Origin of the sequence: Pseudomonas sp. BGI-2, from assembly GCF_004310295.1 — a bacterium.
GTDB lineage: Bacteria > Pseudomonadota > Gammaproteobacteria > Pseudomonadales > Pseudomonadaceae > Aquipseudomonas.
Window position 1 is genome coordinate 1 of sequence record NZ_SISB01000010.1, and the last position, 15,224, is coordinate 15,224.

General features: G+C 61.5%; 12 protein-coding genes and 1 pseudogene. 9 read left to right on the forward strand and 4 right to left on the reverse strand.

Going from position 1 to position 15,224, the window contains the following annotated elements:
* Window positions 1-279 precede the first annotated feature (279 nt).
* The 6 genes from kdpF (at window position 280) to EYC95_RS08865 (ending at window position 8,453) form a co-directional block, all read left to right on the forward strand.
* Window positions 280-369 (forward strand): K(+)-transporting ATPase subunit F, encoded by a 90-nt coding sequence (gene kdpF, locus EYC95_RS08840; RefSeq protein ID WP_007899818.1) that lies wholly within the window; start codon window positions 280-282, stop codon window positions 367-369.
* An 8-nt stretch (window positions 370-377) separates the two neighbouring features.
* Complete coding sequence (gene kdpA, locus EYC95_RS08845; protein WP_131060012.1) at window positions 378-2,072, forward strand: potassium-transporting ATPase subunit KdpA; 1,695 nt, start codon at window positions 378-380, stop codon at window positions 2,070-2,072.
* A 10-nt stretch (window positions 2,073-2,082) separates the two neighbouring features.
* Complete coding sequence (kdpB, locus tag EYC95_RS08850) at window positions 2,083-4,140, forward strand: potassium-transporting ATPase subunit KdpB (RefSeq protein ID WP_131060013.1); 2,058 nt, start codon at window positions 2,083-2,085, stop codon at window positions 4,138-4,140.
* Window positions 4,141-4,354: 214 nt separating this feature from the next.
* Window positions 4,355-4,900 (forward strand): potassium-transporting ATPase subunit KdpC, encoded by a 546-nt coding sequence (kdpC, locus tag EYC95_RS08855; protein WP_131060014.1) that lies wholly within the window; start codon window positions 4,355-4,357, stop codon window positions 4,898-4,900.
* A gap of 140 nt (window positions 4,901-5,040) precedes the next feature.
* Window positions 5,041-7,692, forward strand: coding sequence for a sensor histidine kinase KdpD (locus tag EYC95_RS08860; RefSeq protein ID WP_131060015.1), 2,652 nt, complete (start codon window positions 5,041-5,043; stop codon window positions 7,690-7,692).
* A gap of 62 nt (window positions 7,693-7,754) precedes the next feature.
* Window positions 7,755-8,453, forward strand: coding sequence for a response regulator (locus EYC95_RS08865; protein WP_131060124.1), 699 nt, complete (start codon window positions 7,755-7,757; stop codon window positions 8,451-8,453).
* A 140-nt stretch (window positions 8,454-8,593) separates the two neighbouring features.
* On the opposite strand, the gene EYC95_RS08870 is transcribed toward EYC95_RS08865, so the two are convergent.
* Window positions 8,594-9,640, reverse strand: coding sequence for a patatin-like phospholipase family protein (locus tag EYC95_RS08870; protein ID WP_131060016.1), 1,047 nt, complete (start codon window positions 9,638-9,640; stop codon window positions 8,594-8,596).
* Window positions 9,641-9,862: 222 nt separating this feature from the next.
* On the opposite strand from EYC95_RS08870, the gene EYC95_RS08875 reads away from it, so the two are divergent.
* The 3 genes from EYC95_RS08875 (at window position 9,863) to EYC95_RS08885 (ending at window position 11,990) form a co-directional block, all read left to right on the forward strand.
* On the forward strand, window positions 9,863-10,141 hold the full coding sequence (locus tag EYC95_RS08875; protein WP_131060017.1) for a hypothetical protein: 279 nt from the start codon (window positions 9,863-9,865) through the stop codon (window positions 10,139-10,141).
* Window positions 10,142-10,184: 43 nt separating this feature from the next.
* Window positions 10,185-10,952, forward strand: coding sequence for a CHAD domain-containing protein (locus EYC95_RS08880; RefSeq protein ID WP_131060018.1), 768 nt, complete (start codon window positions 10,185-10,187; stop codon window positions 10,950-10,952).
* A 240-nt stretch (window positions 10,953-11,192) separates the two neighbouring features.
* A complete protein-coding gene (locus EYC95_RS08885) occupies window positions 11,193-11,990 on the forward strand; it encodes an acyl-CoA thioesterase II (RefSeq protein WP_131060019.1) in 798 nt (265 codons plus the stop codon).
* Here the strand turns inward: EYC95_RS08885 and EYC95_RS08890 are convergent.
* The 3 genes and pseudogenes from EYC95_RS08890 to EYC95_RS08900 form a co-directional block, all read right to left on the reverse strand.
* Window positions 11,991-12,356 (reverse strand): annotated as a pseudogene (locus tag EYC95_RS08890) (terminase). It lies immediately after the preceding gene.
* A 229-nt stretch (window positions 12,357-12,585) separates the two neighbouring features.
* Window positions 12,586-14,067: a methyl-accepting chemotaxis protein gene (locus EYC95_RS08895; protein ID WP_131060020.1), complete on the reverse strand. Its 1,482-nt coding sequence runs from the start codon at window positions 14,065-14,067 to the stop codon at window positions 12,586-12,588.
* Between the two features lie 204 nt (window positions 14,068-14,271).
* On the reverse strand, window positions 14,272-15,081 hold the full coding sequence (locus tag EYC95_RS08900) for a TatD family hydrolase (RefSeq protein ID WP_131060021.1): 810 nt from the start codon (window positions 15,079-15,081) through the stop codon (window positions 14,272-14,274).
* Window positions 15,082-15,224: the final 143 nt, after the last annotated feature.

Genomic DNA, 15,224 nt, shown 5'->3' on the forward strand with positions numbered 1-15,224 from the left:
GTTTAACCAGCTCAGGATCAGGCTTGACTCGTTTGGCTCGCTTGGGTTTTGACTCGGTCATTGGATTTCCTTGGGGTAGGCAGTCTCCTGCCAAATGACCGTTTACACAAAACTAATTACACCCTCGACACACAGCAAAATCGCCGCTGTAATTACAGCGTAAACCCACTCTTTACTCTTTCTTTATGCCCAGCCAGCCCCCTCGATCTCGCTCCTTTACAGCCTCCCTGCCGACAATCACTCCACACGCGGCAATACGCCGTAACACGGAGAACTTCCATGAGCGTTCTGGACGGGGTGTCACTGCTACTCGCAGTGGGGCTGTTCATTTATCTGTTGGTTGCGCTGTTGCGCGCGGACCGGAACTAGGGGCGGCTATGCACAGTTATGATTATTGGCTGATCCTGGCCTTCTTTGCCTTGGTGCTGATCCCGGCACCGTTCCTCGGGCGGTTCTACTACAAGGTAATGGAAGGTCAGCGCACCTGGCTGACACCGATCCTGGGACCTGTGGAGCGTGGCTGTTATCGGGTGGCCGGCGTTGATCCGCAGGCCGAACAGAGCTGGCAGAAATACACCCTGGCCTTGCTCGCCTTCAACCTTGCGGGCTTCTTGCTGTTGTTCGTGATCCTGTTGTTCCAGGACCACTTGCCACTGAACCCGCAGAACCTGCCGGGTCAAGAGTGGACGCAAGCGTTCAATACTGCCGTCAGCTTTATGACCAATACCAACTGGCAGTCTTACAGTGGCGAAGCGACCCTGAGCTACCTGAGTCAGATGGTCGGCCTCACCGTGCAGAACTTTGTCAGCGCCGCCACCGGCCTCGCCGTGTTGGTTGCCCTGTGTCGCGGGATCGGCCGCAAGTCGAGCAAAACCCTCGGCAACTTCTGGGTCGACATGACCCGCGCCACCCTCTACGGTTTGTTGCCGCTGTGCCTGCTGCTGGCGCTGTATTTGGTCTGGCAGGGCGTACCGCAAACCTTCGCGCAGTACGTGAATGCCGTGACGATGCAAGGCGTCGATCAGGTGATCCCGCTTGGCCCGGCCGCCAGTCAGATTGCGATCAAGCAACTGGGCACCAACGGCGGTGGTTTCTTCGGCGTCAACTCGGCGCACCCGTTCGAGAACCCGACGGCGTGGAGCAACCTGTTCGAGATGACTTCGATCATCCTGATCCCGGTCGCCCTGGTTTTCACCTTTGGCCACTACGTGAAAGACCTGCGTCAGAGCCGCGCGATCATCGCCTGCATGCTGGCGCTGTTCCTGATCGGCGGCGCGACTTCGCTGTGGGCCGAATACCAACCGAACCCGACCCTGAACAACATCGCCGTCGAACAGACCGCGCCGCTGGAAGGCAAGGAAGCACGGTTCGGCACCACCGCCACGGTGCTGTGGTCGGTGACGACTACCGCGGCGTCCAACGGTTCGGTCAACGGCATGCACGACAGCCTCAACCCGCTGAGCGGCATGGTCGCGCTGGTCAACATGATGGTCGGCGAAGTGATCTTCGGTGGCGTCGGTGCCGGGCTCTACGGCATGTTGCTCAACGTGTTGATCGCGGTGTTCCTCGCCGGCCTGATGATCGGTCGCACGCCGGAATACCTCGGCAAGAAACTGCAGGCCAGGGAAGTCCAGTTGCTGGTGGTGACCTTGCTGGTGATGCCGGTCGGCGTGTTGGTGCTCGGTGCGATTGCTGCGAGCCTGCCCGGTCCAGTGGCCTCGGTGAGTAACCCCGGCGCCCATGGTTTCAGTCAGTTGCTCTACAACTACACCTCGGCCAGTGCCAACAACGGTTCGGCGTTCGGCGGCTTCGGTGCCAACACGGCGTTCCACAACCTGATGCTCGGTCTTGGCATGTTGATCGGTCGCTTCGGTTACATCCTCCCGGTACTGGCGTTGGCCGGCAGCCTGGCGATGAAGAAAACCGCACCGATCGGTCAGAACAGCTTCCCGACGCACGGCCCGCTGTTCGTGACCCTGCTGACCGTGACCATTTTGCTGGTGGGCGGTTTGACCTTCCTGCCAACGCTGGCTCTGGGTCCTATTGCTGAACATTTGAGTATGGGCTTCTAAGGAATCCATCATGAATATGCCTGTAAGCAAAACCGTCGCCGCCAAGGCGCCGGAACAACCGAAAACCGCGATCTCGGCCCTCTGGCGCCCGGCGCTGGTGCAAGCCTTCGTCAAGCTCGACCCACGGCAATTGCAGCGTGCGCCGGTGATGCTGGTGGTCGAACTGACCGCCGTCCTGACCACCGTGCTGTGCTTCATTCCCGACAGCGCCGTGCCAACCTTCGTCGCCGCGCAAATCGCACTGTGGTTGTGGTTCACCGTGCTCTTCGCCAACTTCGCCGAAGCCCTGGCCGAAGGTCGCGGCAAGGCCCGCGCCGACAGCCTCAAGGCCGGCAGCGAAGGCTTGAGCGCCCGCCGCAAAACCAGCAACGGTACCTTTCAAGTGGTGCCGGCGACCATTCTGCGCAAAGGCGATGTGGTGCGCGTTGAAGCCGGGGAAATGATCCCCGGTGACGGCGAGGTCATCGAAGGTATCGCCGCCGTCAACGAAGCGGCGATTACCGGTGAATCCGCGCCGGTGATTCGTGAGTCCGGGGGCGACCGTTCGGCCGTCACCGGCAACACCCGCCTGGTATCCGACTGGCTGCTGGTGCGCATCACCGCCAATCCCGGCGAGTCGACACTGGACCGCATGATCGCCCTGGTCGAAGGCGCCAAGCGCCAGAAAACCCCGAACGAGGTCGCGCTCGACATCCTGCTGATCGGCTTGACCCTGATCTTCCTGCTGGTGGTCGTGACCCTGCAACCGTTCGCCCACTTCGCTAACGGCAGCTTGCCGCTAGTGTTCCTGGTGGCGTTATTGGTCACGCTGATTCCGACCACCATTGGCGGTTTGCTGTCCGCCATCGGTATCGCCGGGATGGACCGTCTGGTGCGCCTGAACGTCATTGCCAAATCCGGTCGCGCCGTGGAAGCGGCGGGGGACGTTCACGTCCTGCTGCTGGACAAGACCGGCACCATCACCTTCGGTAACCGTCGCTGCACCGCTGTTTATGCAGCGCCCGGCGTGACCGCGAAGGAGCTTGCTGAAGGTGCGTTGTTCGCTTCGCTGGCCGATGACACCGCCGAAGGCAAGTCCATCGTCGAATACCTGCGCGGGATGCATCCGCAACCTGAGCCCTCCGCTGACCTGTTGACCGCTGTGCCGTTCAGCGCCGAAACCCGTTTGTCCGGTGTCGACTATCAAGGCCGTGTATATCGCAAAGGTGCGGTCGATTCGTTGCTGGCTTTCGTTGGCCTGAAACGCGCCGATCTGGCCCCGGCCCTGTCCCGGGAAATCGACAAGATCGCCCAGAGCGGCGGCACGCCATTGCTGGTCTGCGCCGAGGGTAAATTGCTCGGCGCGATCCACCTCAAGGACGTGGTCAAGCCCGGCATCCGCGAGCGTTTCGCCGAGCTGCGCAAACTGGGGATCCGCACGGTCATGGTGACCGGTGACAACCCGCTGACCGCTGCCGCCATTGCCGCCGAAGCGGGTGTCGATGACGTGCTGGCCGAAGCCACGCCAGAGAAGAAACTGGCGCGCATTCGTCACGAACAGAACGACGGTCGCCTGGTCGCCATGTGCGGTGACGGCGCCAACGACGCCCCGGCCCTGGCCCAGGCTGACGTCGGCATGGCGATGAACGACGGCACGCAAGCGGCTCGCGAGGCGGCGAACATGGTCGACCTCGACAGCGACCCGACCAAGCTGCTGGACGTGGTGCAAATCGGTAAAGAATTGCTGGTGACCCGTGGTGCGTTGACGACGTTTTCCATCGCCAACGACGTGGCCAAGTACTTCGCCATCCTGCCGGCGTTGTTTGCCTCGATTTACCCGCAATTGGGTGTGCTGAACGTCATGCACTTGAGCAGTCCGCAGAGCGCGATTCTGTCGGCGATCGTGTTCAACGCCTTGATCATCGTGGTGCTGATTCCGCTGGCGCTGCGTGGTGTGCGAGTGCAGGCGGCCAGTGCGGCGGCGTTGTTGCGACGCAACCTGCTGATCTACGGATTGGGCGGGATTCTGGTGCCGTTTGTGGGGATCAAGGCGATCGACATGCTGTTGACCGCGTTGCATCTGGTTTGACGATCTATCGGGTGGCGCAGGCTCTGTGGCGAGGGGATTCATCCCCGTTCGACTGCGAAGCAGTCGCCAACCCAATAAATGCGCTGTATTGGAAGAAATGAGGTCGCAGGTGTTTGGGGCTGCTGCGCAGCCCAACGGGGATAAATCCCCTAGCCACAGGGTTGGTGGCGGCCTGAATGCATGTGTTTTTTTCACCGAATTCGAGGATTTTGAAATGTCCACAATGATACGTCCGGCCCTGAGCCTGCTTGTGCTGATGACCCTGATCACCGGCGTCGCTTACCCCTTGGTCGTCACCGGCGTCGCTCAGGTCGCGTTCCCGGATCAAGCCAATGGCAGCCTGATGCGCGACGCCGACGGCAAGGTCCGTGGCTCGTCGCTGATTGCCCAGGATTTTGTCGGTGATGCCTGGTTCCACCCACGGCCCTCCGCCGGTGCGTTTGCCACGGTGTCGAGCGGCGCCAGCAACCTTTCGCCGAGCAACCCGGCGCTCGCGACTCGCGTGATTGACGATGCCAGTAAACTGTTGGTGCCAGGTCAGGGGCCTGTGCCGTTGGCCATGCTCACCACCTCCGGCAGCGGCCTCGATCCGCACTTGCCACCGGCCGCGATTGCCTATCAACTGGCGCGTGTTGCGGCGGCGCGTAATCTGCCGGTGGCGACCCTCCAGCAATTGATGGATGCGCATATCGAGCAGCCATTGGTGGGCCCGCCGGTGGTTAATGTGTTGGCACTGAATGCGGCGTTGGAAAACCTTTAGTTCGGTGGTGCTGCCAATCGCTAGCAGGCTAGCTCCCACAGGGGATCTTCAGTGTCCACAAATCTAATGTGGAGCTAGCCTGCTAGCGATGGCGACAGAACAATCACCACATCAACATCTGAATAAAGTGAGCTTCAAGCATGAGTGACTCCGGCCGCGCCGACGCGCTGTTAGCAGACCTGCCCCGCGATGGCCGTGGCCGGCTCAAGGTTTTCCTCGGCGCCGCGCCCGGTGTCGGCAAGACCTACGCCATGCTGCAAGCAGCCCACACCCAATTGCGCCAGGGCGTGAAAGTCATCGCCGGCGTGGTCGAAACCCACGGCCGCGCCGAAACCGAAGCGCTGCTCGGCGGCTTGCCGCAACAGCCTTTGGTGCGCTCGGAATACCGTGGCGTGATGCTCGAAGAAATGGACCTCGACGGCCTGCTCGCCGCCCAACCGAAACTGGTGCTGGTGGACGAGCTGGCCCACAGCAACGCCCCCGGCAGCCGCCACGCCAAACGCTGGCAAGACATCCAGGAATTACTGTCCGCCGGCATCGACGTGTTCACCACGGTCAACGTCCAGCACCTCGAAAGCCTCAACGATCAAGTGCGCGGAATCACCGGCGTGCAGGTTCGCGAAACCCTGCCGGACTGGGTGCTGCAAGAGGCCTACGAACTGCTGCTGATCGACCTGCCGCCCCGCGAACTGCTTGAGCGTCTGCGCGACGGCAAAGTCTACGTGCCGGAGCAGGCACGGGCGGCCATCGATGCCTTCTTCACCCAGACCAACCTCACCGCCCTGCGCGAACTGGCGATGCAGACTGCTGCGGCTCAAGTCGACAATGACCTGGCCCAGGGTTATCGGCAGCTCGGTCAAGCGGCACCGGCCGTGCGCGGTCGTTTGCTGGTCGGCGTCGATGGCGATGCTCAGGCCGAACGCCTGGTGCGTCACGCCAGCCGCGTTGCCCAGCGGCGGCATCTGCCGTGGAGCCTGGTGCACGTGGACAACGGGAGCGTGCGCGACGAGCAATCGCGCCTGCGCCTGCAAAGTGCTCAGCAACTGGCGGAGCGCCTCGGCGGCGAAGTGGTTTTATTGCGCGCTGGCGAAGTCGCCAAGACGCTGATCCAGCACGCCGCCGAGCGCCGCGCCAGTCTGGTATTGGTCGGTCAGTCCCGGCAGCGATGGCATCGTCGACTATTCGGCGGTGGTCTGGCGTCTCGCCTGCTGCGCAATGCGCGCGGGCTGGAAATCAACGTCCTCGACAGCGATCACGAACAGCACCAGCCACGACAGCGATCAACGCAGTCGCTGGTGTGGTTCGATTACGCGCTGGCCCTGGTGGCTACGGTTTTGGCCAGTGCTTTGGCCTGGGCAGTGGCGAGCGTTTTGCCGCTGCCGAATATCTCGCTGGTGTTCCTCGCCGCCGTGTTGCTGGTGGCGGTGCGCAGCAGCCTAGGCCCGGCGCTGGCCTGTGCGGCGCTGTCGTTTCTGACTTATGACTTTCTGTTCATCCCACCGACCTTCTCCTTCCGCATCCAGCGCGAAGAAGATGTGTTGACCTTGCTGTTCTTCCTGCTGATGGCCGCCCTCACCGGTAACCTCGCGGCGCGGCAACGGCGGCAATTGCAGGCATTGCGCGACACCCAGGAAGAGACCACCGAACTGCTCGACCTGTCGCGCAAACTCACCGCCGCCACTGACCGCCAGGCCGTGGTCAGCGCCGCAGCCCAGCATCTCAATGGTTGGAGCGATCTGCAATTGTGCCTGCTCAACCACGACGGCCAGGGTGGCTGGAAAGTCGAGGCCGGTGGCCCGCTGGAGTTTTCCGAAGCCGAGCGAGCCGCCGCCGATTGGGCCTGGCAACACGATCAACCGGCAGGCGCGGGCACTGGCACGCTGCCGTTCGGGCGCTGGTGGTGGTGGCCGCTTTCAGTAGAAGACGGACCATTGGCGCTGCTCGGTGTGTGTGCTAAAGAAGGCCAGACCTTGAGCGGCCAGCGTCGGCGTTTGTTGACGGCATTGAGTCAGCCGCTGGCTCAAGCATTGGCGCGTGCGCAACTGGCCGAAGACCTCGAAGCGGCGCGCCTGCATGGCGAAACCGAGCAGTTGCGCAGTGCCTTGCTGGCGTCCGTGTCCCACGATTTACGCACGCCGCTGACCGCCATGCGCGGCAGCATCGACAGCCTGCTGGCCCTCGGTGAAGCCATCCCGCTGGAGGATCGCCTTGAACTGCTCGAAGGCACCCGCGATGAGGCCGAGCGCCTCGACCGCTACATACAAAACCTGCTGGACATGACGCGCCTCGGTCACGGCGCTTTGAAGCTGGCGCGGGATTGGGTGTCGCCGGCCGACATCGTCGGCAGTTCACTCAACCGCCTGCGCGCGGTACTGGCGCCGTTGCAAGTCAGCACCGAAGTGCCGCCCGAATTACCGCTGCTGTACGTGCATGCCGCGCTGATCGAGCAGGCACTGGTCAACGTGCTGGAAAACGCCGCGCGTTTTTCGCCGCCTCACGGTCGTCTACAATTACGCGCCGGAGCCGATGACCGTGAGCTGTTTTTCTCGGTGTGCGATGAGGGACCAGGGATTCCGGAGGAGGAGCGGGCGAAGATTTTCGACATGTTCTATACCGCCGCGCGCGGTGATCGGGGCGGGCAGGGCACTGGGCTGGGACTGGCGATTTGTCAGGGCATGGTCGGCGCGCATGGCGGTCGGATCAGCGTCGCAGACGGCATTGAAGGGCGCGGCACCTGCATCACGTTGCACTTGCCCTTGCAGGAGCAACCAGACATTGAAAATGAGAGCTGAAAGTGAGCGTTGAACGTGAAGCCTGATACCCTTTGGACATCTCCATGCCGCGACCGGAAACCATGAGCCAGACCTCGACCATTTTGGTCATCGACGACGAACCGCAGATTCGCAAGTTCCTGCGCATCAGCCTCGCCTCCCAAGGCTACAAAGTGCTGGAGGCCGGCACCGGCAACGAAGGCCTGGCCCAGGCGGCGTTGAACAAACCCGACTTGCTGGTGCTTGACCTCGGCCTGCCGGACATGGACGGCCAGCAAGTGCTGCGCGAGTTTCGCGAGTGGTCGACGGTGCCGGTGCTGGTGCTCTCGGTGCGTGCCAGCGAAGGCCAGAAGGTTGAAGCGCTCGATGGCGGTGCCAACGACTACGTGACCAAGCCGTTCGGCATTCAGGAGTTCCTTGCCCGGGTGCGGGCCTTGTTGCGACAGGCGCCGGTTGGCGAAGCTCAACAAGCGGCGCTGACATTTGGCCCGTTGACCGTGGATCTGGCCTATCGCCGGGTGCTGCTCGAAGGCACCGAAGTCGCGTTGACTCGCAAGGAGTATGCGGTGCTGGCGCAACTGGCGCGGCATCCCGGGCGGGTGATCACGCAGCAGCAGTTGCTGAAAGATATTTGGGGGCCGACGCATACCGAGGACAGTCATTATCTGCGAATTGTGGTGGGGCATTTGCGGCAGAAGCTGGCGGATGATCCGACTCAGCCTCGGTTTATTGTCACCGAGGCTGGGGTAGGGTATCGGTTGTTGAGTGAGGTTAGTCTCTAGGCCTTTGTTGTCCGGCCTATGTCTTCGCGGGCAAGCCTCGCTCCTACAGGATTTGAGTCGTTCGCAGGCTTTGTGAGCGACTCAAATCCTGTAGGAGCGAGGCTTGCCCGCGAAGAGGCCCTCAGATTCACTCGAGAACTTCAGGAATCCCGCTCGCTCTCATACCGATCCAGCGTATCCCGCGCAATCTCCCGCCCCAGCGCGATCAACTCCGGCGCCTTGTAAAACTCGAAAAACCGGCACACCCGTTTCGGCACGTTGATCAGGATATCCGGCGGATACCCGGCGATCTTGTACTGCGCCAATGACGTCTGCATCACCTCGAAACTCTGGTTGATCAGGTCCAGCAAAGACGCCGGCCCCACGTTGTCGATGATGAAAGAACCGGTGGCGGACTTCGGCGCGCCTTCGCGTTCGCGTTCGGGGGCGGCCGCCGGTTGCTGGGCTTCGGGTTCGGCGGATTCGATCCAGGGGTTGATGTCGGCCGCTTCCGCCATCAACGCTTCCTTCTCCAACAGCAGCAATTGCTCCGCCTGCTTGCGCCGGAACGGCATTTTTGAACCCAGCGAGTTGATCAGGCTGTCGAACCGGGTCTTGAACGCCGCCGGACGCTGAATCACCGGCAGTTGATAATGGCGCTGGTTGGTGGAGTTGAGGTTGACCGCGATGATCAGGTCGCAGTGACTCGATACCACGGGCACGATCGGTAAAGGGTTGAGGATGCCGCCGTCCACCAGCATGCGATTGCCCTGCATCACTGGCGTGAACAGGCTGGGAATCGCTGCCGAGGCCCGCATGGCCTGGTGCAGGCAGCCTTCCTGGAACCAGATTTCCTGCTGGTTGGTCAGGTCGGTGGCCACCGCCGTGTAAGGGATGCGCAGGTCTTCGATGTTGATCTCGCCGACGATCTTGCGGATCTGTCCGAACACCTTCTCTCCGCGAATCGCGCCCAGGCGAAAACTGACGTCCACCAGACGCAAGACGTCGAGGTAGTCCAGGCTTTCGATCCAGTCCCGATAATCGTCGAGTTTGCCGGCGGCGTAGATCCCGCCGACCACGGCGCCCATCGAGCATCCCGCGATGCAGGCGATGTCGTAGCCGCGACGTTCGATTTCTTCAATGACACCGATATGGGCATAACCCCGGGCTCCACCCGAGCCCAACACCAGCGCGACACGCTTTTTCATGAATCGCCCTCGTCTGACAAGGTTCAACAATGCACCCATCAAGGGGCGCGCTTCAATCGCCAAGGTCGCTCGGCGGGCCGAGAGCGTCGTTTTTTCGACACTCCATGGCGGACATGGGTATTCTCGTGAGCGCTTGAAGTTTGCGCGGTGGGGCCAAGGCACTTTTCACGTGCCAGACCGTCTTACCTGCAGGACTGTTTACCTATTTTTGAGGTGTGATTGATGAAAGCCTGGATCTGTGTGCCTTTGATTGCCCTGGCACTCGCCGGTTGTGCCGGCAAAACCGCTTATCGTGACAGTTGCGGTGGCGGGCTCGATGCCGCGTGGCATGAACTGGACCTGGCCAAGGCCGAGGGTTTTGCCGGCACCGTCAGCTACTCCAAGGCCTTGTCGCTGTTGACGGCGGCCAAGACCCAACAGCAATTCGAAGGCTTCGAAGGCTGCACCAAGAAGGCCGAGAAGGCGCGCTTCTATATTCGTGAGTCACGCGCCGGCCGTTGAGGCATGATCTAGGCTTGGGGGAATTCATTTCAGGGAGCAAAAAATGCCTGCCTTGGTTGATCGGTTGGTGGCTCAAGTACTGGGTATGGAGGTTCGCCTGCTGGCCTGCCAGGCACGCCTGAGTGCGCGCACTGACCCGGAGGCTTTGCACGACCTGCGCACTACGGTTCGCCGTTTGCGCAGCCTGTTGCGGCCTTTGCGTGGGCTTCCCGGCGTCGAGCAGCTGGAAGCGGCGGCGTCCCGGGTTGGCGAGCTGACCACGCCCATGCGTGATCGCGAGGTGCTGGCGGCGTACTTGCTCCAGCACGATCAACCGGAAGCGGCGCAACGGCGCATGGCGCAGATGGCCGCGGCTTATCCGGCGGTGGCGATAAGCCCCGAGGTGACGCAGTTGTTGATGATCCTCGACGCCTTTCCGCGTTTTCTGCGCGCCTCCCAGCGTCAGGGCTTGCTCAAGGGCTTGCGCAAACGCATCGAAAAACGCCTCGCCAAACAATGGAAGAAGCTCGATAAGGCCCTGCACGATCCTGCCCATGATCGCCATCGCTTGCGTCTGCTGATCAAACGCGTGCGCTATGGCATCGAAGCCTATCCCGAACTTGATCGCTTGCCCGAAGCGGCGATGCCGCGTTTGAAGTCTGCGCAAGGTGCGCTGGGCGACTGGCACGACTGTTGGCAATGGCTGGCCAGGGCCGAACAGGAAGCCGATTTGCAGCCTTGCGTCGCGGTCTGGAAAACCACCATGGCCAAGGCCGAAGGCCGCGCCGACCGCGTCCTCGACAAACTCAGCAACGCCTGCTTCAAATCCTGAAAACAACACAAATCAAAATGTGGGAGCGGGCTTGCTCGCGAAGAGGGTCTGAGATTCAACGCAAATGTTGACTGTCAGACCCTCTTCGCGAGCAAGCCCGCTCCCACAGTGGATCTCTGTTGAATTTGGAATCGATGTTCAACGCGGCCTATCTGTCAGCCTATTTGGCCGGAATAAGCGCTGTGCCAGTCTCCCTGGCTGGTTAAGATCCCTACATCCTTTTTCCGCACCGAGGTTTCCATGCGCTTTTCCGATCTGCTCGACGCTGTCCGCAGCCAGCCACTGGAGCTGTCTATCCCGGCCGGATGGGCTCAAGGACGTGCCAGTTTCGGTGGCCTGGTGGCCGCGTTGCAATACGAAGCCATGCGTGCAAAAGTCCCGGCGGATCGACCGGTGCGTTCCTTGGCGATCACCTTTGTCGGACCGGTCGAACCCGAAGTGCCGGTCAGTTTTGAGGTCGATGTGTTGCGCGAAGGCAAAGCCGTCAGTCAGGTGCTGGGCCGGGCAATGCAGAAGGGGCAAGTGGTGACGCTGATCCAGGGCAGCTTCGGCGCGTCCCGACCTTCCGAAGTCGCGGTCGCGGCCGAGCCTGCACCTGAAATGAAACACTGGGACGACTGTCAGGAACTGCCGTACATCAAAGGCGTACTCCCGGAATTCATGCAGCATCTGGCGATGCGCTGGAGTGTCGGCGGTCTGCCGTTCACCGGCAATAAGTCCCGCGAGATGGGTGGCTGGGTGCGTTTGCGTGGGGATGTGAAGGAAGAGGCGGTCAGTGAGTCGCATATTCTGGCGCTGGTGGACGCCTGGCCACCGGCCTTGTTGCCGCACCTGAACAAACCGGCGATGGGCAGCACGCTGACCTGGACCATCGAATTTGTTCAGCCGGTGCTTGAGCTGAGCACGCTGGATTGGTGCAAGTACCTGGTTGAAATCGAGCATGGCGCCGACGGCTACGGCCATGCGGCCGCGAAACTGTGGAGCGCGGACGGTCAGTTGATCGCCATGAGCCGGCAGACGGTAACGATTTTCGCCTGATCAGTGACGACGGTGGCGCTCACGCCAGGCGCGCCACCAGCCGCCGCTCAAGAAGAACCGTTGGAAGGTCAGGAACTGCTCGACGACCAAGCGCGACAGCTCATCTTTGCGATCGCTGAACGGCTCGGAGGCTTGCGCCTACAGGCTATGGCCGTGGCGTTGCAAGCCCAGTGCGGCGATCACGCCAATGACACCGATGGCGAAGTTCGCGAAATTCAGGCCGAACACCCCGGAAACAATCAGCAGAAACGCCACGATGAACAGCGGCACGGCAATCAGGTGCAACACCAGATTGGTCGGGTGCTGGTGATTGCCAGGGTAGACGCGCCATTGCCAGGCGGGAAGGTTGGGGTGACGTTTGCCCATGATGCTAATCCTCGATCCATGTTGAACACATGATTGAAGAATAGGCGGGGCAAGAGCGGGCGGCGAATCGAGGTTGGCTATCGAAGTGATAGCGGTGATGGTCAGGATTGATGTTGGCCAGGCTGACGCCTTCGCGGGCAAGTCGGATCGCCGCACCGCTCCCTCCTACAGTTCGTACGCAGCTTCCGTAGGAGCGAGCGGGCGATCCGACTTGCCCGCGAAGGGGCCCTCAAAGCTTGAGCTGCCCTATAGCCTTGTTCAATTCCCCGGCCAACGCCGCCAGTTCATTACTGGTAGTCGCCGAATCCACCGTCTGCTGCACGGTATTCTCGGTCACATCCCGAATACTCACCACCGCCCGGTTCATCTCTTCCGCGACCTGACTCTGCTGCTCGGCCGCCACCGCAATCTGTGTATTGCTTTCGCGCATTTGCGCCACCGCGCTGGTGATTTGCGCCAACGCGACGCCAGCCTCCTGGGCCTGTTGCACGCAGTCGTCGGCCTTGAACGAACTTTCCTGCATGAAGTCCACAGCGTCCCGGGTCCCGGCCTGCAGAGCGGACACCATGATGGTGATCTCGTCAGTGGACGTCTGGACACGCTTGGCCAGGTTGCGCACTTCATCGGCGACAACCGCAAAGCCGCGCCCCATTTCGCCGGCCCGGGCCGCTTCAATTGCTGCGTTCAGCGCCAGCAGATTGGTCTGCTCGGCAATGCTGTGAATCACGCCGACCACGCCGTTGATTTTCTGACTGTCCTCGGCGAGGCGCTGGATCATCTCCGCCGTCTGCTGCACGCCGCTGGACAACCCAGCGATGGATTTCTGCACCCGACTGACCACTTCCTGCCCGCTGCCGGCCAAGGTGTCCGCGGTTTGCGAGAGGTCGCGGGTCGCGCCGGCGTGCTGGGCGATGTGATAGACGGTGGCGGTCATTTCGTTGATCGCCGTGGCGGCTTGATCTGTTTCGCTTTGCTGGCCGAGCATGCCATGACGCACCTCGTTCATGCTCGAGGCCAGTCGCGCCGCGCCGACATCCAATTGCCGGGCGGTGCTGGCGACGGTGTTGACCACTCGCTGGTAACCGGCCTGCATCGCATTGAAGGCATTGGCCATCTGCCCGACTTCGTCCTTGCAGGCCAGCGGCACACGGGCTGACAGGTCGCCGGTTTTCTCGACGTGGAGCATCACGTCTTTCAAGGTGTTGAGTTGACTCAGCAGGAAGCGGATCAACAACTGCGAAGCGCCCAGCATCGCCAGCATCAAGATGAACACCGCCACCGCGTAGTTGGCGAAGCGTTCGCCGAACACCTGGCTCAGGCTCGGGCCGTGGGCGACTACCGCGAGCTGCTGACCGTCGGGGCGAGAGAACACCTCGGCGCCCATCAACGGGTTGTCGCCGAACGGCGGCATGACGTTGATCTCGACCCAGCCATTGGCATCGACCAGTTCCAGCACCGGCTGCTCGTTCAGCAACGGCGCCTGCCCGCGACTGAAGGTCAGCAGATTATCGGCCTTTGGTAGCGGTTGCCCGGCAGGCCAGGCATTGAGCAAGCGTGCCTGAGCCTGAGCCGCTGCTTGAGAGGCATGGCTGCGGGCCTGTTGCTCGAGCTGCACGGCGTACAACACCAGCATGAGCGTGGTGATGAAGGCGACTGCATTGACCGCCCAGAATTTGTATTTCAGCGAGATGTTGCTAAGCCAGGCACCCATGGAGGTCTTCTCTGATAGCGGAAACAGCTTTGGCAAGGTGCCAGCATTGTGCTGCTATGCAGGGATTCCGGACTTGATGTGGATCAATGATCACCAAAAATCCCTGTAGGAGCGAACCTGCTCGCGATAGCGTCGGCACATCCAACATTGGTGACTGACAGGGCGCTATCGCGAGCAGGCTCGCTCCTACAGGGGGATTCGTGGTTACTGGGGGATTGAGGGCAGGCCGTAGAACGCACGTGCACAGGAAGTGGTGTGGGCAGCCAGATCCTCTTCCGTCTCACCCCGATGCAACGCCACTTCCCGCAGCACTTCCGTCAAATACGCCGGCTCGTTGCGACCGTTCTTCGGCTTGGGTCGCAAGCTGCGCGGCAGCAGATACGGCGCATCGCTCTCCAGCATCAGACGCCCGCGTTTGATCTCCTTCACCAGCGGATGCAGATGGGTGCCCCGGCGCTCGTCGCAGATCCAGCCAGTGATGCCGATGTGCAAATCCAGATCGAGGTAACTGAACAGCGCCTTCTTTTCCCCGGTGAAGCAATGCACCACTGCGGCCGGCAGCTGATCACGGTAATCACGGAGGATTTCCAGCAGTCGCTGGCTGGCATCGCGCTCGTGGAGGAACACCGGCAATTGCAGGTCGACCGCCATCGCCAGGTGTTCTTCGAGGACTTTTTCCTGCTGTGGGCGCGGCGAGAAATCGCGATTGAAATCCAGCCCGCATTCACCCACGGCCACCACGTTGGGCTCCTTGAGCAAACTGCGCAGGCGCTGGGCGCTGTCGCCGTTCCAGTCGCTGGCTGAATGAGGGTGAATGCCTGCGGTGGCAAACAGCCGCTGAGCCGATTCGTCCAATTGTCGGCACAGTTCCAGTGCCTGTTCGCTGCCCTCGACACTGGTGCCGGTCAGGACCAGTTGGCAGACCCCCGCGGCATACGCGCGATCGAGTACGGCCTGGTGCTTATCCGCAAAACTGGGGTTGGTCAGGTTGACGCCGATATCGATGAGTTGCATGGTGCTACCTCGGACCAAAGGCCGGAAAGCATATCAGAGCTGTAGATTTAGAAGAAAAGCCAAGAACTACAACGAGTTAAAGCTGTCTCTTGATGCCGCGAGACACGCCGGGGTGGCCAAGGTGCCATCACTGTGCCAGTCTT